Source organism: Hallella colorans, assembly GCF_003096815.1.
In the GTDB taxonomy this organism is placed as follows: Bacteria; Bacteroidota; Bacteroidia; order Bacteroidales; family Bacteroidaceae; genus Prevotella; species Prevotella colorans.
Genome location: NZ_QENY01000031.1, coordinates 1 through 20,375, shown reverse-complemented (window position 1 = coordinate 20,375; position 20,375 = coordinate 1). Strand labels below are relative to the sequence as shown.

The 20,375-nt window shown below is 46.5% G+C and carries 12 protein-coding genes and 1 pseudogene; 7 read left to right on the top strand and 6 right to left on the bottom strand.

Annotated features, from left to right (window positions below; genetic code table 11):
- The 6 genes from C7379_RS11775 to C7379_RS11750 all read right to left on the bottom strand — a co-directional run.
- A partial coding sequence (locus tag C7379_RS11775; protein ID WP_133241899.1) for a DUF1896 domain-containing protein occupies positions 1-410 on the bottom strand: 410 nt, incomplete at its 3' end.
- 2 nt (positions 411-412) lie between these two features.
- Positions 413-1,738 (bottom strand): site-specific integrase, encoded by a 1,326-nt coding sequence (locus C7379_RS11770; protein WP_116617455.1) that lies wholly within the window; start codon positions 1,736-1,738, stop codon positions 413-415.
- Between the two features lie 13 nt (positions 1,739-1,751).
- Positions 1,752-3,005, bottom strand: a complete 1,254-nt coding sequence (locus C7379_RS11765) for a site-specific integrase (RefSeq protein WP_116617456.1) — start codon at positions 3,003-3,005, stop codon at positions 1,752-1,754.
- A gap of 261 nt (positions 3,006-3,266) precedes the next feature.
- The gene (locus tag C7379_RS11760) at positions 3,267-7,754 is read right to left on the bottom strand and encodes a DUF2958 domain-containing protein (RefSeq protein WP_116617454.1); all 4,488 of its coding nucleotides are present in this window, start codon (positions 7,752-7,754) and stop codon (positions 3,267-3,269) included.
- A 94-nt stretch (positions 7,755-7,848) separates the two neighbouring features.
- Positions 7,849-9,957 (bottom strand): type IA DNA topoisomerase, encoded by a 2,109-nt coding sequence (locus tag C7379_RS11755; RefSeq protein WP_116617453.1) that lies wholly within the window; start codon positions 9,955-9,957, stop codon positions 7,849-7,851.
- Between the two features lie 21 nt (positions 9,958-9,978).
- Complete coding sequence (locus tag C7379_RS11750) at positions 9,979-11,388, bottom strand: DUF3945 domain-containing protein (protein WP_116617452.1); 1,410 nt, start codon at positions 11,386-11,388, stop codon at positions 9,979-9,981.
- 230 nt (positions 11,389-11,618) lie between these two features.
- Here C7379_RS11750 and C7379_RS11745 point away from each other — a divergent pair, with 230 nt between their 5' ends.
- From C7379_RS11745 to C7379_RS11715, 7 genes and pseudogenes are all read left to right on the top strand, one after another.
- A complete protein-coding gene (locus C7379_RS11745) occupies positions 11,619-14,102 on the top strand; it encodes an outer membrane beta-barrel protein (protein ID WP_116617451.1) in 2,484 nt (827 codons plus the stop codon).
- A 144-nt stretch (positions 14,103-14,246) separates the two neighbouring features.
- The gene (locus C7379_RS11740) at positions 14,247-15,683 is read left to right on the top strand and encodes a leucine-rich repeat domain-containing protein (protein WP_116617450.1); all 1,437 of its coding nucleotides are present in this window, start codon (positions 14,247-14,249) and stop codon (positions 15,681-15,683) included.
- A gap of 52 nt (positions 15,684-15,735) precedes the next feature.
- The gene (locus tag C7379_RS11735; protein ID WP_116617449.1) at positions 15,736-16,224 is read left to right on the top strand and encodes a hypothetical protein; all 489 of its coding nucleotides are present in this window, start codon (positions 15,736-15,738) and stop codon (positions 16,222-16,224) included.
- A 9-nt stretch (positions 16,225-16,233) separates the two neighbouring features.
- A complete protein-coding gene (locus C7379_RS11730; RefSeq protein WP_116617448.1) occupies positions 16,234-16,890 on the top strand; it encodes a DUF4903 family protein in 657 nt (218 codons plus the stop codon).
- A 235-nt stretch (positions 16,891-17,125) separates the two neighbouring features.
- Positions 17,126-19,180: a TonB-dependent receptor plug domain-containing protein gene (locus tag C7379_RS11725; protein ID WP_116617447.1), complete on the top strand. Its 2,055-nt coding sequence runs from the start codon at positions 17,126-17,128 to the stop codon at positions 19,178-19,180.
- Between the two features lie 4 nt (positions 19,181-19,184).
- Positions 19,185-19,889 carry an HmuY family protein gene (locus C7379_RS11720; protein WP_116617446.1) on the top strand — a complete coding sequence of 235 codons (705 nt, stop codon included), beginning with the start codon at positions 19,185-19,187 and terminating at the stop codon, positions 19,887-19,889.
- Positions 19,890-19,935: 46 nt separating this feature from the next.
- Positions 19,936-20,375, top strand: a pseudogene (locus tag C7379_RS11715) (diguanylate cyclase); the annotation flags it as partial.

Here is a 20,375-nt window from a genome sequence, read left to right as displayed (position 1 = left end):
GTGCCTGTGAGTTCGGTGTAAAGACGGTCGTATTGCTCGTCAGAAGCAAATGTGTCCGTCAAACCGAATTTGTCGAATGTGGCTTGAATAGCCTTATTCGACAACAAGATGGTTGCGAGTCTTTCAGGAAGCGATGCAGGCAGTTCCCTTTCAAACTCGTTTTCCAACACGGATACAAGCGTATCATACTTGGAAAAGTGCAAGCCTTGATACAAAACCTCGCTTGCCATGCTTTCCGCTTCGGGGTGAGTGAAACCTTGCGCCACGGCATCGCAGTAAGCTGTGAGAGCCATATCTGCCCGTGCGGTGATAAACTCCGCATCTTGCAACTTCTCAGGGTGATGCTCACTCATGTAACTTCTTAATTTCAATCGAAAGTAAGAAAGTTCCAGCTTTTTGTTCTCTTTCATTTTTAATTATATTTAGCGTTGATGTTTAATGATGGTTGCTTTGCAGTCAAAGGACAAGTTACTTGTCCTCCGCTTGACTTTCTTGGCGGACAGACACGCAAAGCCTTTCGCAGTTCCCTTGTGGTATTGCTGCCCATGAGTGGCTGCATCTCACGGGCAATCTTACTCTTGCTGACCTTTGCGTAAAGTTCGGTGGTGGAAATGAAACGGTGTCCGAGCATCTTACTGACGGTTTCTATCGGCAAACCGTTCTCCAAACAGATGGTCGTGGCAAAGGTGTGCCGTGCCGTATGCGAGGTGGCTTCGGTATGAGATGGGAGTCCTGCCTTGATGATAATGTCCCTTATCTTGCGGTTGAAATGGCTATTCGTGGGGAACTCACGAAAGAGCAAACCCTTCTTTCGTCCGTCGCTGACAATGGTGAGTATCTCTTCGGCAATGGGCAATAAAGGAACAATGCTCCTGTTCTGTGTCTTTGTGCGACAGAGCGATATGTACCTACGCCCATGCCCGAATGTATAAACATCGTCCATTCGGAGTTTCTTCAAGTCTGAGAATGCCAGCCCCGTGAAACAGCCCAAGAGGAAGATGAGCCTGCAATGGTTGTCCACCGAGCGGTGTGGGCGATATGAGAGAAGTTTGTGTAAATCGTCAGAAGTGAGGGCATTGCGCTCGTAGGTGGGCGTTTCAATGTCTATCTGCTCAAAAGGGTCTTCACGGATATATCGCTCTTGCAGTGCTTTTCGGATGACTTGATGCAGGTGGCGCAGACGATTGGAAACAGTGCTTTCCTTGTTTCCCAAGTCCCGTAGCATAAATAGGCGGTAATGTTCTATGAGGTCCTTGTCTGCCTCTTTGGGAAGACAGTCCCCGTTTCCCCTTGTTTTTAGAAAAAGTGCAAAATTCTTCCGACTGTCCCTGAAAGCCCTGACGGTAGCCTTTTCTATCGTCTTGCCCTGCAATGCCTCCTTGCTTTCACAGACGGATTGGTAAAGCTCAATGAGTGTTGGGGTGGGCTTGTTTTGGTGCTGGTACTGCTCTTTGAGGTATTCAGCCGTAATGTAGTTCTCTTCTCTTAACGTGAGTTCATAGAGTGCGTGAAGTCGTTCTTCTATTGAGTTCAGTTGCAGATTGACGGCATTCGCTCTGTTTGCCACCACTTTTATGCGCCCTTTCTTTGCTTGCCAATCATCTGGGGAGGTGTACAAACCTGTTGAGAATGAAGAAGACGCACCATTGCAGGTGATACGGCAGCGGATAATGCATTCATTCCTTTCGCTTGTCTTGCTTCTGTCTATATAGAATAGAATTGAAAATGTACTTTTCATTGTTCTTGGACTTTTAGTTGATTAAACGATATTGTGCGATGAGAGGGAGAATCTTCTCCACATCCCGAAAGACACGCTCCGGAGAAGTCTCTGCATACACCTGTGTGGTCTTTATTTGGCTGTGCCCGAGCATTTTCGATACGCTTTCGATGGACACGCCCTCTGAAAGCGTCATCTGCGATGCGAAGGTATGCCTTGCCATGTGATAGGTCAGCGTTTTCTGAATACCGCAAAGCCGTGCTATCTTTTTGAGATGTATGTTCAACGTGTCACAGCCTGGTATGGGCAGCAGATACCCTTTTGGGGGTTCGTGGCGGAACGCCCTCGTATGAATGCCCCTGTACCGCTCAATGATGGCGGATGCTTCGGGTAATAATGGAATGTGGCATACATTGCCCGTCTTCACTCTCGGCTTGCGTATCCAATCCATATCAGACTCGTGGATGATATGCTCTGCCGTGAGGTGGTACACATCCGTGTAGGAAAGCCCTGTATAGCACGAAAAGAGAAACATATCTCTCGACACCTGCTCGTAGCCTTGCAGTTCGTTATCGGTTAATGCCGCAATCTTGTTTACTTCCTCCCTTGTAATGTATCGGGGTGTTCCAACGTCCCAGCGGATGGAATGACCGATAAAAGGATAGGAGTCTATGATGTGCCGTTTGTGCAGGTCTTTGAGCAGGGATGCCAGCATAGTAAGATAACCAGCCGAAGTGTTGAGTTTAAAACCCTTTTCTTTGGCAAAATACTCCTCCAAGTCCTTGATAAGGGCTGTATCGGCTTTTTGCACGGGAATATCGTCCACATGGTAGCGGCATCTCAGAAATTCAGACAGATGCTTGCGGAAGAGCAGCAGACATTTCAGTCTTCTTTCGCTGCGATCTATGCCAACTCGCTCACGGAAACGGTCAATATACTCGTCCGCATGATGAAGCAGCCCCTGCGACTCGCTGTTTAACCCGAATACAAGTTCCCTTATCTTCCCTGCCGTGACAGTGTTGTTCAACTTGCCCGAAAGCGATTCATAAACTTGATGGACACTTACTTGCAGTCGGTCAAGTTCCCTGTTCACTGATACGGCTTCGGAACTCTTTCCTACAAGTCGCTGTTTACGACTATCCCAAATTTTTGGCGTACAGGCACATTTGCAACTGAACTGAACCATTGAGCGACCGATACTGATGCGTCCCATGATGGGACTTTTTCCGTTTTTGTCCTGCGTACCTCTTTTGAGGTAGAAAAGCAGCTTGGTTTTTTCTTTTTCCATTTTTTTGCTTGTAAAATTATACATCTCAGAGGAACTTAGAGCGATGCAAAACATTGATAATGAAAGAGAAATCACCGTTTTAGTTACCACTTTTAGCTGTTCTTTTCCTTTCATGGTTTCTCGAACGATTTGGTAACTGAACTCTTGCTTTTTCACTCCTTTTTTCGCCTATTTACCTTGATGCAACCCAATGAGAAAGCAGGCAATATATCTTGTGTTTCAATCAGATACGCATTTTTCTCATTTTCTTGCTTCCAACTCCTATACTTCCGCATAGAACGAAGCCAGCTCAGGCACTTTGATGAATGTTCTAAAGCGTTCCTTCTGAATAATCTCATTGGTGATGGAAAACTCATAGTCGGTGGACTTCTTGGCAAAGACTGCCGCCCATGCATCAAAACTGTTGATACCTTGCTTCTCCAAGGCTTGCGGGCGCAAGTATTTGAAGAGCAAATATAATTCTGTTAGCGAATTACTGATAGTAGTTCCCGAAAGGAAGGTTGCGCCCAAGTCCTTGCCCGACCGCTCCTGTATGGTGCGAATGGCAAAAAGCATATTGAGCGCACGCTGCGAGCCGTCTGGATTGCCCAAGCCCGACACTCTGTCGTGGCGAGTATTGAACATCAGGTTCTTGAATTGGTGGCTTTCATCTACAAAAAGGTGGTCAATACCCATCATCTTGAAGTCCACGGCATCGTCCTTGCGCTCGGCTATACTATCTTGAATGCCCTGCAACTTGGCTTCCAAGGTCTGCTTACGTTTTTCTAAGCCTTTGAGCATGGCACGGGAAATGTCTGCTCCTTGCATACGGAGTACTTCAAGGTTTTCCTCCACAGAATCTTTTTCTTTCTGCAAGATTGCCTCTTGTATCTCCAATGCCTGCGGTATCATACCAAACTGCTCATGCGTGAGGATAATGCAATCCCAATCGTTATTCTTGATGTCATTGAAGATGCGTTGGCGGTTCTGCTTGCTGAAGTCATTCTTGCCCGGATAGAGTATCTTGGCATTGGGATAAGCCTTGCGAAAAGTATCAGCAATATCGAATACATTTGCCTTCAGTCCGATAATCATCGGCTTGTTGGCTAATCCCAACCGCTTCATCTCGTAGGCAGCCGTACACATGATAAGCGTCTTACCTGCACCGACCTCGTGGTCGCAGATACCACCTCCATTGGTCTTCAGCATCCATACGGCATCTTTCTGACTCTTATAAAGGTCTTGTATGCCCAATCTTTTAAGGTCGAGGTCGGGAAACGACTGGTGCGTACCGTCAAAGTTAGGACGTACAAAACAGTTGAACAGGCGATTATATCTATCCGAGAGTTGCTCCTTGAACGTGTCGGGTGTCCGTCCGAGCCAATCTACAAAGCCTTGTCTGATTTCCTCAATCTTGGCATTTGCCATCTGTATGGCATGACCGTCACGAACCTTAATCGTCTTCTCATTACCCTCCGCATCAAGTATGGTCTTGCTTTTGTTAATGTCAGGAATGGTATTGTGAAGTGCGTGCTTCAATAAATTGAGTCCGTCATAGCGTCTAAACTCACCTTGTACAGCATATTTGTGCCAGATATTACCGTTCTTTTGGTCGCAGCCAATGGCATACTCGTCCATATTAGAATGATAACTCACCCTGATGTCCGTCTCGAAGAACTCCGAGGCGAACTTGCCATAGACTTTCGCGGGTATCCAGCGTTCACCGAGGTTGAAATCCAAATCAGCAAAGGGAATGGGCGTGGGAGTGGCGGCACGCAGGGCAGTCAGACTCTGTTTCGCTTCCTCATGCTCCGGATGATCCAAGAGCCACGACTCGATACGCTCCGCCTTTTCAATCACATTGCCAGAAATAAACTTGTCGGCTACCTCATAGCTGTCCTCTTCGGGATTGTAGAAGATGCGTCCTTCCAAAGCAGAAAGCATATCGCTCTCTTCCATATCGGGAAGCAAAGAACTCATATAGTCAAGCTCCACCGTGCCGTATTTGTTGAGTGATGCGCCCAATGCCTCCATCGGGTCTGAAGCTATGGACAGTTCGGAGGTGGAAAAAGCCGTCGGATGGTCGAAGATGTCCGCCTTGATGTACTTGCCGTTCTCGGAGCGTTCCAAGAACAGCATTTCCACTCCGGTGGCATCCATCTTGATGACATCGGTGTTTGTCTTCTGGTTGAAGTACCCCCAACGACCTACATAGCCGTCATAAAGCCGATTGAGTTTCTCACGCTCTTCCTTGTCCTCCGCTTGGTTGTTCGCCTCATAATCATAGAGTCGGTGATAACTCTCCCTAATCCCAATATATGCTTTCAGCCGTGAGAGCTGAGCAAAGGGTAAGTCCATCGGGTTGAAGGTAGGATGTCGTTTCAAGTCAGACAGGAAACCTACCTGCCCATTCTGTACGACTATCGAGCCGTCACGCAAATGTGAGTCGGGAGAAGAGAGGAACGGACGCGGTGAAGCATCAAACTCTTTCTTAACCTCTGCTATGGGCTGTGGCTTGCGAGGTTCGGCTTCCTCCATAAAGTCAAAGAGCGAGGGCTCTCTGACGGGAGCAGATGCAGTTTTCTTGCTTCTGCGGGAACTGCTTGGCGTGCTTCTTGCCGGCTTGGGTTGCCTGCTCGCAGAAAGTGGTTGGTTATCGCTGACCTTCTTTTGTTGAGCAGCCTCTTTGATTTCATTATTTACACGGGCTACATCTTGTGTCCAAAGACTATATTCCTCTGGGGCAAACAAGAACTGTTCCATGGCTTCTGTCTCTATGGTGCTATCCATAATCGGATGATGGTCTTCATCAAAGAATACCGTCTGACCGTTCATCTCGCGTGGGGCTTCCACGTCTGTGCGAATTTCACGGCTTTCTTGTTCGTATTGTCTTTGAAGGGTAATTACGGGGACACCTTCTGGGGCTGGTTCGGTTTCAGGCTCTGTATGTAAAACTGGCGCAGCTTCTTCGACTTTCAAAACCTCCTCGACTTGTTCTACCATTGCTTGTGGTTGATTGTCTTCCTGTACAGGTTTCTGCACTTCCTGACGGCTTTCATCCTTGATTTCCTCAATGATGGGTTCTTTAGTGTATTGTCCTCTGACAATCTCTTCCAGTTCTGCTATCTCGTGCAATTTAGTGGGTTTGAAGTATAAGTCCCGTTCTATACCCAATCCGTGTATCTTGACTTCCTCCATTTCTTTGAGGGACATATACCCAAGTTCCCAACCATAGCCCATCGTGACAGCACCGAAACCAATGCGTTCCTTGGGGTCGTATTCCAGCATATAGGCGGTATAGGCTCCCATAGGGAAAAAGTAGCGAGCGTATGCTGTGCGGTCGCCGATGAGTTGCTTTTCCGTTGCATAGAGTTTGGGAAGTTGCTTCTTAGTGCTGTCGGGCATCAAATTGTAAGCATTTTCTTCTTCTTTTTCATCTTCCTTATCCTCTTTCTTTTCCTCCTTATCCTTGGATTCTTGTAACAGAGGTGGTTGTTCTGTTTTTAGACCTCCTTGCACTTTCTGCACCATCTTGTCCACGTGTACCTGCCATTCCTCCTCGGTCATGGGTATGCCGGTTTCGTAGAGCTTGCGGTCGAAACGCTGCTCCACTTCCAAGGATAGTTGTGTACACAGACTGCCAGCCATATCCTCGATACTGCCGTCAAACGTATATTCCCAAGCGGGCTTACCATAAGGGTCTGTACCCATCGTGCGCTCTGTGGCAATCGTGCGGTGGGAAATGTCCTTCCATTCGCCCTCAAAGAGGGAGTTATGGTTAAACGCAATAGAAAAGCCGTCGCCTTTGGGAACAGAGGCGGTTTGTACAAACTGCTGTTCGATGCCCTCACCAATTTCCTTGCCCGATTGTTTTTGCAGGACAATCAGGTCGCTGCCCACATCCGTACCTGCATTCTCGGAGAACATACCCGAAGGTAGGCGGATGGCGGAGATAAGACGGCTATTCTGCAAGAGGTAACGGCGGATGGCTTCATTCTTGGGGCTGTCCAATACACCCTGCGAGGTAATAAATGCAAGAAGTCCGCCCTCCTTGATAGTGTCCAGCCCTTTTACAAAGAAATAATTGTGAATGGTTCTGGTGGATTCCCGTTTAAGGATATTCTCTCCCTTGCTATAACTACGATCATAGACCATAAAGTCGCCAAAGGGGATGTTGCTGGTAATCAGGTCGTACTTGTCCTTTTCTTCCAGTTCTCCGATGGCTTCAAAGGGTTCTTGCCGAACAAAGATATTATCCTTGCCGTAAGGATGAAGGGCTTGTGTGATGCGCGCCGTCAGTAGGTCTTTCTCCATCGCATCGACCATACCGGCACTTTTGGCAAAGGTTTCGGTAAAGGCTCCCATACCTGCTGAAGGGTCTAAGCACCTTCTTACTTGCACGTCGGCAGCACTAAGGGCTTCGGCAATGGCGGAGACGATACGGGTGTCGGTATAGAAGGAGGTCAGTACGCTTGCCTTGATACTCTCCCAATAGCGTTTGGCGGTGCTGGCATCGACGGCATCACGGTAAATCATCTGTTTGAGCCTTTGGGTAGGCGCGAACAGGTTTTGCTCCGATGCGCTCCAATAGCGGAGGTCATCGGGATTATCACAACGGTTCAACACGCATTTCAGACCACCGAAACCTTGATAACCTCTGAGCAGGACTTTCTCGGCTTCGGTGGCTTCACGGCGTTCTTTCTCTAATCGGAGGATCACACGGATGGCTTCCGTATTGCCCTCCAAGACTGCTTTCTTATTGTATGCCATAATTTTTCTGTTTTAAGATGGAGAGGGAAAATTAGTCGGAAGATAATTTTTCCTATCTTCCAACTAATTTGTTTTATCTCCGATTCTGTGAGAGTTATCTTCCTCGTGCTTTGCCTTTCTTTCCTTCAAACTCAAAGGCGGTGGTGTGGTCTTCGCCCAGAACAAGACGTGCGTTGAACTTCTTGCCTGCCTTGCTCGTCAAGCCTTTGAGGATAGGCGTTCGCCCGGTAGTTATCAAATCACGGATATTGTCCTCGGAAAGGAACGTGCCGCAGATTTCACGGAAGATGTGGAAGTCGCAGCCCTCGTGCCTGCATTTCGCAATTTTGGCATAGATGCCCACACTCTCATTGCTGCATTTGGGGCAGTGGTAGGTGGGATAGGACTTTTGTACCTGTGGAGCAAGGGCAAGGAGTTCCTCGCAAATCGTCTCCACATAGGAGTTGATGCCTTGTGCGAACTTCTCGGGTGGCATTTGTCCAGCCTCGATGGCGGCAAGGGTCAGTTCCCACGAGCCTGTCATCTCTGCATTGGCAATTCGTTTATCCTTGACAATCTCATAGACTGCCAAGCCTTTCTCTGTCGGGACTACCGTTTTCTTTTCTCTTCGGATATAGTCTCGCAGAATCAATGTCTCGATGATATTGGCACGAGTGGCTGGTGTACCGATGCCGCACTCTGCCATTGCTCTTTTACTTTCTGCATCTGCGACCTCTTTCCCTGCGTTTTCCATAGCAGAAAGCAAAGTCGCTTCTGTATAGAGCGGTTTGGGCTTGGTCTTGTGCTCGGTAATTTCTGAAGAAAGCAGTGGTAACACCTCGTTTTCTATTAGATTGGGCAATACGGATAAAGTCTGTTCTTCTTCCTCTTTGCCTTTTTCATCGTTCGTGCCAGTACTATGCTGCACGGCTTTCCAGCCCAAGGAGATACTTCGGCACGCCTTCCAAATGTAGGTGTTTGTACCGTCTGTCAGTTCCGCCTGCATCCTCTCCTCCTCTGAATCGGGAGAAAAGGCTTCGATGAAACGATGGACTACCATTTGGTAGATGGTCGTTTCATCTGTCGATAGTCCCGATGTTGTTTCACCCGTAGGGATAATGGCGTGGTGATCAGTTACCTTGCCGTTGTCCACCGAGTGGCGGTTAAGTGGTGTCGGAAGTGCAGTGCCTATCTTGCCAAGTAAAGTGGGTACTTCCTCGAAAACGTCTTCACTGATGTATCGACTGCCGGTGCGGGGATAGGTCGTGATTTTCTTCTCATAGAGGCTCTGGGCTATCGAGAGGGTTTTGTCCGCTGAAAAGCCGTGGCGTCTGTTGGCATCTTTCTGCAAGGCAGTAAGGTCGTACAAGAGTGGTGGTGACGTATGTCCCACCTTTATTCGCCCATGCTCATCAACTCGTCTTGCGACCGATTCCACTGTAAGCTGGCTCTGACTGCGAAGTGCAGCGAGAGCAATCTGTGCCAATGCTTCATTCTCATAGTCTTTACAGCCAACGGCTTTCAGCGATACGCCCTCTTTCTCCATGAGTGCGGAGAGTTTCCAATAAGGTACGGAAGAAAAATCACGATTTTCTATGTACCGACGGCAGACCATAGCAAGGGTTGGAGTCTGTACCCGTCCTAAAGAATAACCACCCCTGCGTGCAATGGACAATGCACGGCTTGCATTGATACCCACGAGCCAGTCGGCTTCACTCCTTGCCTTGGCGGAATAATAGAGATTGTCGTAATGGCTTCCTGGCTTAAGATTGGAAAGTCCTTCACGAATGGCTTTGTCCGTCAGTGATGAAATCCAAAGACGGTCGAAAGGCTTTCTGCAACCAAGATGTTGATAAATGTAGCGAAATATTAACTCTCCTTCACGCCCTGCATCGGTGGCAACAACAATACGGTCTGCCTTGTCGAAACAGGAACGTATCACCTTGAGTTGTTTGAGTGCTGCAGGATCGGATATATATACCTTGTCTTTACGCACTTGGCGGACAATAAGTTGGAAAGGATTGGGACGAATGGGCAGGTCTTCGGCTTTGTAGGCATAAAAACCGTAGGTTTCGGGCATGGCGAGGGTGATGAGGTGTCCCATCGCCCATGTAACGAGATACCCACTTCCTTCCAAGTATCCGTCTTGCTTGCTGTTTGCCCCAACGATATGGGCAATGTCTCTGGCTACCGAGGGTTTCTCGGCGATAATACAAGTTGTCATAGTCGATAATAGAATTAAGGGTTACATCTTACGTCCACGGGACTTCTTCTGTTTGTTTTCGTCCTGTTTCTGCTTTTGGGCGGCAGTGGGCTGTGTCTGCCCAGTCTTCAATGGCTCTTTCACGTTCTTCGTAGCTTCGTTGGTCTTGCCGTGGTTGTTCACGGCTACCTGCGTCTTGTGTTCTTCTGCCACAGCTACGACCTTTTTCTTGCCAGCATCCCGCTTTTTGTCAGGATTCCACTTGTAAAAACGTGGGCGGTTCTGTTCCTTGTCCATGCGGACGTAGGCATTGAAGGACTGCCCCTCCTTATCGACCATGTTCTTCAAATAGAGCGTGCGACCACTGTCTAAGGCTTCACGCTGCTTCTCAGAAAGCTCCAGACCGCAGAGCTTACGTGGTGCGCCTTGCTGCTGTGTCTGTTTGTGTTCCTGTCGTTCTCTTAAACTCTTGTTGTCGCCAAAGATAAACTCAATGCCCTTTCGCTCGGCATTGACCTGCAGGGTTGCATTGAATGTCTTACCACTCTTGGCAGTCATGCCTTCCACTTTCACGGCTTTGCCTTCCACAAGGTCTTTATACTGTGCATCGGAGAGTGTCACGCCCTTGATCTCCTTGGGAATGTTCACACGGTCTGCACGCAAGGCGACAATTTCGTTGGTCTGTGGATCGATGGAGACATAGGCAGAAAAAGGATTGCCTTTTTTAGGCGTTACTTCAATTGTCTTGCCAAGGTTGCCCGTAGTGAGTAGTTGATCTTTCTCTTCGGGCGAGAACTTGTAGCCCATATAGGGGAAGTCGAGCTGTGGCTCCTTGCGTAAAGGATGAATAGCCAAGCCGATATTGCCGTTATCGTCCGTGCGGAAAGCAAGACGTGCTTCGGTGTAGATAGTTGTATCACCAATAGGTACGGAAATAGTAACAAGGTTACTCTTCTGCCAAGAAAGCATCTTTTCTAACTCTCCACTTTGTTCCAGTCGTTCACGGGTAAGACCGAGATCGTCGAGTTGCTTCCAATCAATCTTTGATTCATCAATGACTGTGGTGTTCTTCTTTTTCGGCAAATAATCGTCAAAGGATACTCCAATCTCTGTCAGTTGCTGTTTGCTTTCGGGTTTCTCACGGCTTTGCAGCATGGTGCGCAGGTTGTCCACGCTCTGCTCCACATTGTCTGCCAATACCTTGTACAGTCCAAAATGAGTCGGATTATTGAACTGTTTGAGGAAGTTGGTCATGAAGTTCTTCAGCAAGCCGTCCTTGTTGTTGAATTTCAGAAAGGCTGCTTGATGCACGTCTTGGGCTTCCGTGGTTTGGAGTTTGCCCTTGTCGTCAATACCTGAAACTACAGAGAGTTTTCCTGCCTCTTTCTCATTCTTCACTTCCGTGCGGTCTTCTAATACCAGCACATAGTTGTCATTGTTGTTCGATTCCATAAATCATTGTTTTTAAGATGAATAAATCATTATCGAACAGCAAAGTTATGGCAAAGAATATATAGGAATTGCGCGTGTGGATAATACAGGAAATGAAAGGAATTTAAGGGAAAGTCGAGGTGGAACACTATTCTGGAACTTCATAAAGTCGGAATATATACCATTGCCAATGGTAAAAATCCCCATTTTAAGGTATTGTATGTTTTTGCGAACTACGATAACTTTGCAAAATGATGAGCAAGAGTCATTTTATGACATTTGTCATTCTTTTCTTGTTGAATCTCACGGCACATTCAACAACGTTGGATATTGCTGTGAGTGATACCATTTATCCCACACACAAGCCTGATTCTTCACTCCATAAAGCGATAGAACTTGAAGAAGTCATAGTCGTCGGACAGCGCAAGCTGATAACGATGCGAAAGGATACGACATTCATCAGTACTGATTGCCTGAAAGTGAGACAAGGGGCTAATCTGGAAGAGCTGATACGGAAAATCCCGGGCATGGAATACAACAAGACGAGCAAGCTATTGTCGTTCAGGGGAAAGCCACTAAACGGAGTGAACATCAACGGCGAGACCTTCATGGGCAACGACATTGTCGCCGCCTTGGAGAATTTGCCTGCCGATGCAGTGGAACTGCTCAAGCTGTATGACATGCTCAGCGCATTGGAGCAAATGACGGGCGTAGATGAGGGCGCCGACAATTATGTGCTGGACATCAAGACCAAATCGAGCTACAACGGCAGTCTGACCGGATTGCTCACGGCAGAACACGGCAACCGCAACAGGCGCAGGGACGAGGTGCAGGGCAACCTGTTCAATGCCAACGGCGAGAATACCTCGCTGACCCTGCGTTCGGACAATCTCAGCAACATGAACGTCGGAAGAAACAATTTCCAAAACATATTGTCGGGCAACATCGTGAAGAAATTCGGCAGGAAAGTGACGCTCAATGCAAGCCTCTCGCTCAACGCCTTCCACAATGAAGGCGAGAGCCACAACTACAACGAGCAGTATCTTGCATCGGGAACGAAATACCAAAAATCCGTGCTGCTCTCCTTGGGCAAGAACCACAGCAATGCCGCAAACATCAGCCTGCGATATGACATCGACCCAAAGACCCTCCTAAATATCAGTGCCAATGGAAACTTCGGACAGTCGGACAACCAGACCGACAACACCATGTGCCTGTATGAGCGCAATGTGGCTGCCGACACGCTGACTTCGGGAACGATGCGAAGCAATACGAAAAGCACTGTGGGAATTTATCATGTATCAGCCGACTTCACTCGGCGCATCGGTAAGGCTGGGGCATCTATCACCATGAAGGCGACACTTGGCGGTAACTCGAACGACATGGAGAATACCAGCCTTTCACAGACAAAATTCTACCATCTGCGCAACGCTGTGGGCGGAGATTCGCTCTTGTTGCGCAATCTTTGGCAACAAATGCCCACCCGACGAAGCGAAAGTAGAATGTCGCTGCTATATACCCATCCTCTCGGCAAACAGTTGAAATTGCAAACCGGGTACGAGCTGCACCACGAAAAGGATAGGAGCACACGCAACACTTACGACGCAGCGATACCGAACAGACTGCACATTGACAGTCTGAGTTATGAGAACGCCCTGTCTATATGTGGGCAGGTGTTCTCGCTGCGAATGGATTATAAGGGTAAGCAATGGAAGATAAACGGTGGTGTCGGTGTAGAATGGCAACGGAGGAACATCAGTCGGCGGCATTTTTTACAGGCAGTGGATTCCACGGTCAGAGCTACGGAATACAGACCCGCGTTCAGCGCAAAGTGGAACAACGGAAAGATGGACATAGAACTGCATTACAACGGGAATACGCAACAGCCTTCCATACAAGCATTGCTCGCACTCGACGACAAGAGCAACCCACTGTCCGTGAGAATAGGCAACCCACTGCTCAAGCCCGCTTTTCAGCAACGATTGTCCTTCAGACTGAATGAGAGAAAAACCAATCTTGCCTTTATGGGCAGTTACAACAACTCTTTCAATGACTTTGCGGAGGAAGTAACGTATGATGCGATTACTGGTGCACGGATATATCGAACCGTCAACATTAACGGCAATTATTCCGTGGACGGAAAGTTGCAATGGCAGAAACAGGTGAAGCGCTTGATAATTTCGAGCAACATGAGGACGTCGTTCAAGAATCAAGTCTATCTCTTCCATGAGCAAACGGCTGGCAGTGCCTTAAAAAGCGAGACACATACCATGGGGAATGAAATCGGGCTGCAAATCGGCTACCTGCCCAAATGGGGAAATATTGACCTGCACGGCAGTTGGCAACGCTATCGTTCCCACAACCTGCTGACGGACATCTGGGTAAATACCATTGACTACGACTGTGGAATCAGCGGCACGGTGGAACTGCCCCACGATGTGGAGGTATGGGGCGATGCGAACTGCCATCTACGCCGAGGCACTTATGCAACCGCCGATGACGACCAGTGGCTGCTGAATATCGGTGTGTCGTGGCGTTTTCTCAAAAAGAAACAGGCGACACTCTCGTTCAAGTGGAATGACATTCTGAACAGACATAGCAACCTTATCCGCAATGTTACAGAATATGGTTATCACGAGAGTTACAGCCCACAAATCCGAAGCTATGTGCTCCTGTCTGTGAGATACCGTTTTACGATGAGCAAACGCAAGTCAGAGAAAAATCATCGAGAGTGATTTCGTCCTCATTTATGAGGATAAAAATATTCCATAAAGATGGGAAAACACCTGATAAAAATCCTCTATTTTGGGTATTGCGGCACTCTGTCGAAAGACCTACCTTTGCACCTTGAAGAGTTTTAATTTATTATAAAATATAAAATGAAAAGTATCAAAAAAATCGCACTGCCAGTAGTGGCGTTCTTTGTGTTGGGGCTTGCCTCATGCAACAAGGACGAGTCTGTTAATTACAGTACAAAGTCCCTTAAAAACACAGAGTTAATGGACATTCTGAAAAAGAGGGGCTTTATCTTTGACAAAGACGGCAAGTTGGAACTCAACGACTTGGCGGAGAGAACCACCGCATTGGATTTAAGCGGAACCAAACTCAAAGATCTCAGCGGACTTGACATTCTGCCCAACCTGAAGGAGGTGAAGCTGTCGAACAATGACTATGGACCAGTATTCGACTTTGCCCAACTACCTGCACAGATTACCGGAGTGGATTTGACCGGCAATGACATTTACGAATTTAAGGGACTGGCAAATACCGACAAGGTAGAGGCTACAGGATACGAGGCTACCGACATTAAACGCCACTTTGAAAAGTTGTATCTTCCTGAGGGAGCAAAATACGATCAGGATCAGATTGTAGCTTTTTATAAAAAGTCGGAGATGGACAAGAAAGCCGTTGATATGAAAATGGCAGACGCAAATGGAAAGTTGAACACATATAACACCTTGCGTAATGTGCCTGATGCCATAGTCAGAAAACAACTCTACGAAAGTTTCTCCCAATTATTTGTCATTACAGAAAATAAGGATACACTTATTGATGTGAGCAGACGAATGACCTCACCCGAGCAAAGCAACAATTCTATTGCTATTTTTGAAGGAAAAAATGCTGACGGTTTCCAATATGTTCTACACAACAAGAGTTTCAAAGGAACAATATTAGGTGTCACTTCAGAAGAATATACAAAAGTTCCTTATCTGAAAATGCCTAAACAAATATCATTTTTCCAGTTAGAGCATCTTGACTTGCTTAACGGCATAGATATGTCTGCAAATACCGATCTGTTTCATGGGCACATGTACACTTGTCGCTCTATCAAGAAAATGGACATGAGCCATTCTACCAAATTGGGACAACGCAGCATACCATTGGAGATGACAGATATGGATGTATCGTGGGTGGAAATCAAAGACTGTCCGGATCTTGAGGAAATTATTTTTCCTAAGAAGGCGTACATCATGAACAATATGACTTTCTGCTATTTGCCCAAATTAAAGAAGCTGGATCTTTCGCAATTTGAGTCTTTTTGGAGATGTGATTTATATGAATTAAAAAATGTGCAGATTATCTACCCAACTATGAAATATAGTGTTTATATGGGTAAAAAAACACAGGAACGCCATTCTGGGTTGGGTATAGATCAGGATATTTTCGATCGTCAGGAAACAAAAGACTTTATCAAGAATAATATAAAATATATAGACAATAATAGTTTTGCAGTTGAAGGACAGTATATGCCACATCCTTGGGAACGTCATGAGGACGTGAGATGGATGGATATATGGAAAAAGAATCCATGGTAATAATGCCATGTATTATTTATAAACTTTTTTTCACTTTAAAAATTCATTTGGTATGAAACGATTAATGTTTTCATTGCTCGTACTTCTTATGGCGAGCTTCGTGGGTGTTAACGCTCAAGTAATTAACAATGAAGTCCAGTTTAAGGGTTCTGCAACAAACGTGTATATGGGAGGTAAACATGTGAGAGACATGAACGACTTAACTTTCACGGTTGCTCCTACGGAGGACGGCAGATGTTGCCTTAGTGGACATGCCGCCTTTCTTGCAGCAGGAATCACCTATCATGACATGGACTTTACACTTAAAAGAGTAGTATTTGATGTTTTGCAACCGAATGGTGCAATCAGCAATGCGTCGGGATATGCACATATTTATATCCAACTGTTCAAGAAATTTACAGTGTTGAGTAAAGATTTCAATGTAACCAGCCTCACGGGAAATGTTACCGACAACAACCTGACATTCCATATAGAGGCTATCATCCCAGACTACAAGGGTGGTTATGTCATCAGCTTTGATTTCACTGGAAATAAAATCTAACATTGAGTAATGGCAACATGTAAGAAACATGTGTTCCTTTACTTAGTATTTATAGTTTGTTCAATCTTTGCCTCCTGCTCGGGAGACGAAAGGATTGAACAAACCTCTGTTGATACAGAATACGCAGCCAAGGTAAAGGAGATATTGAAAGATAGCATAGTCTTGCGTTCCAAGGCTATGATGGCAACCGTGGACAAAACATTGCTACCCGAAGGATGTCCTTTGAAATATTATTTTCACTGGAACGAAGGTTCTGACAAGCCTCTGAACATTCAGTTGAAGAACTTCTCTGTGGGTAAAATGCCTGTTCAGATATGGTTTAACATCGATTGCAAACTTACTCGTCTTAACTCATGGGAGAGAGATGAATACAAGGGAGATGGCTGGGTGAAATTTATTGGCGAATACGGTGCAACTACCTATATGCCAAACAAGAATGATACCCAACACGAATATGAGAATGGCGACGGAGGCAGCGGCTATGTGCAGGGCTACCTGAACGTGAACACCAAGCAGATAGAGTTTTCCACAAACTTTAATGTCATGCTGATGCAGAGTTATGTTTACTTACAGACAATCGACTATTCAAAGATGGACACCTTCGAGGAAGATTTCACTAAATTTGAAGAAGATTTGGAGAAATACAAGCAAGCACATGGATTGTAAAGAGCGAAAATATCGAGTAACTTTTCGCTAGATGAACACAATCGTCTCTTATGCCTCCTACATTATTATATAGATAGGTATAGAATGCTATGCTTTTTCCCGTAAAGAGCATAGCTTTCACTTATATGTAGGTGTTGGTCGGCGGTTTGTTGATTTGAGAATAAAAAAGGAAACAAGAGTGAAAATAGCAATAACATATATATCGTCAGTCCTCCTGCTGTCATGCTTAGGCACGATGCCCGCCTTGGCACAGGAGAAGCCGACGGAAAAGGCGGACACTACGAAAACAAGAAACTTGGAGGGGGTCGTGGTAATGGGCTCACGCACGGCTCGACCGGTGAAGCTGTCGCCCATCACCACGCGGGTGCTCAGCGGAAAGGGAATGGTGGAAAGCGGATACAGCGACTTTCAGCAAGCTCTGCAGCACGAGACGCCCGGACTGAGCATACAGAAAGTAAACTTCGGCAGCGAGATCAACCTCGATGGGTTGGATGCTCGTCACGTGCTATTCCTCACCGACGGTGAGCGAATGACAGGCGACATGGCGGGTAACCTCGACTACGAACGTTTCAACCTGCACGCCATCGACCGCGTGGAGATTGTGAAAGGAGCAAGTAGCACACTCTACGGCAGTCGCGCCTCGGGAGCCGTCATCAACATTATCACCAAGAAGACCAACGAGCCCTTTGCCTTTGACGCTGGCGTACGCTGGGGGCAGATGAACGAGCGCAACTTCAAACATCCCAAGAAGAAAGATTTTATTTATATGTTCGAGAAGAATGCCGATCGCCCAAATGTACAAGGATGGCTGTCGGCAGGATTTAAAAAAGGCGCGTTCACCTCGCAGAGCGATGTATGGTACAGTGAAAGCGATGCTTTCTATCTGTATCAAGACAAGAACGACCGCAAGGTCTACACGAAAGAGGCAAACCCTTTCTTGGAAAAGGATATCGTTTTGGAAAGCAGCTTTCCGCGTCCGCCCATGGGCATAGAGGGCAGGGAGCATCTCATCGCCTCGCAAAAACTCTATTTCGAGCCCTCAAAGAATTTCAAAGCGCAGGTGTACGGCTCCATATTCTTCATCAACCAATACGATTTGGTACAAGATCTCGTGTTGACACAGGGACGTGACTACACATGGGGAATGAAAATGAGCTACTCGCTGAAAAATTGGCTTACGCTTACGGCAAGTCTGCACAACGATTATTACGACCGCTTCAAGCGTCATGAACGTCGTGATGAACGCAAGCCCGTGTACCACTCGCACATCTTCCAGCCACGACTGACACTCAGCAGCAACTACTTTGCCGGTCATGCACTCGTCATGGGACTGGAATACTGCGGAGACCGACTGACGAGCGACCGCTTCGTCAATCACAAGATGACATCGCGCACGCTGGAGGAGACCGAGTTCTATGTGCAGGACGACTGGACGGTGAACGACCATTGGATGCTCTCTTCTGGGGTGCGCACCAATTTTTCGAGAGCGTTTGGATTTATGTATATGCCAAAGATAGCAGCAAAATATTCGCCCGATGAACATTGGGCCGTACGTGCCAACTACTCCATGGGCTACCGATCGCCGAGTATCAAGGAACTCTTTTTCAACTGGGATCATTTGGGTATGTTCATGATAAAGGGCAATGAGTTTTTGAAGCCAGAGAAGAACAATTATGTTTCTACAGGTGTGGAGTATAGCGATCAGCGTTTCTTCTTCAATGGTACACTTTATGGCAACTTCTTTCGGGACAAGATAGAAGGCGTATGGCGTATTTACGATATGCAATACAACTTTGAGTATGTTAATCTCAGTAACCAGACAATTGCGGGGATTGACTTGCTGGGACGCTGGACACCAAAGAAATGGTTTACGCTGAACGCTTCTTACTCGTATGTGTACGTGAGCAAGGAGAAAGGGCTGCGCATCAATACCACATCGCCACATGCTGCCACGGCAGGAATAAAATATAGCTATAACAAGAAAAACTATCGACTTGATGCTTATGTCAACGCACAAATCATGGGCGAGAAGCAATATGATGTGCAAGATAGAGTGTATGTAGAGAAAGATGCCAGGTCGTATGATGCTTATTTCCGTTGTACATTACCTTCTTATATGTTATGCAACTTAAACGTGGCACAGACTTACAAAGAGAGATTCCGGTTGTCGTTGGGGGTGGATAACATCTTTAATTACAAACCCAAGACGCTTGGCTCTGGACTTACCGCTTTTAGTGTTCCTGCCACGGCTGGAGCAAGGGTGTACGTACAGCTTGAATATAAAATATAATAAGATGAAGACAAAATCACTTCCATTACTCCTTTGCCTTTTTCTTTCCATATCCTCTTGTATATCGTATGATGCGGAAGAGTTTACTGGAAAGGTGATGCCGCGTGTGGCGAGTTATACCACAGGGGTTACCAACGACTGGATATATTTTAACTTGCGCACTGGCGAGATATTCAACCGCATTGCCCCTAACAGGGATATTAGGGAGGGACAGCAACAAAGCCGACTGGATTGGGACATCGCTTTTTGTGGCTATCACATTCGTACCAATAGCGGTACAAGCGGAAAAGGGAAAGGTGGTGCCATAGATCTCGGATTTGGCGACTACGATCATTGGCAACGTGTAGATCAACTGCCAAAAACAGAAAAGTGGATAGTGGATAATGATACCACAGTGATGATAACCTATTCGCAAAACGACTGGTTTCGCTATGTGAACACACACAAGCTCGATCCAAAGGAGAACCCATGGTTCGATCCCAACAACGGTCCACAACGCACACTCACAAGTGCAAACCCTCTGTTGGAGAGAAATATGTTTCTCTCTGGACCTCCCATGACTTACACACCCTCATACCATGTTTATGTAGTGCGCACTGCCGATGGTAAGCGTTATTTCAAGTTACAAATCGTCAGTTGGTATAATCAACATACCGAAATCGACGATACGGGCGGACAGATGAGCTATTATTGTGATGAACTGAAATAAAGCTTACATTTGCTTGTTATATCATAAATGTGAAAATACAATTATTATGAATAAGAAAATATGTGAAATGCAGCTTCACTTGCCTAAGATAGAGATAGAACGACTGCAATGTTTGGCTGACATCAAAAAGCAATACGCTTTTGGAACTATTTCGCTTGAGGAAGCCAAACGACAACTGAAAGAGAAAGTGGGCAAGCTGAAACCCTATCATTACGCCTTGATGGAGCAGACAATGACGGAAGAAGACCCCGAGGAATGTTTCAAGGAAAATCTTTCCGAACTCAACATGCTATTGGAGGAGATGATGGATTACAGCATTCCAACCTTGCCTGATGATCACCCCATTCGTCACTACTATTGCGAGAATGAGGAGATGCGTCGCATACTGAATGCCGCCGAAGACTTGGTACAGTATCCTGTGATTAAGAATCAGTGGTTGGAACTGTTGGACAAAGCCTCTGCCTATCTCATACACTATACCCGAAA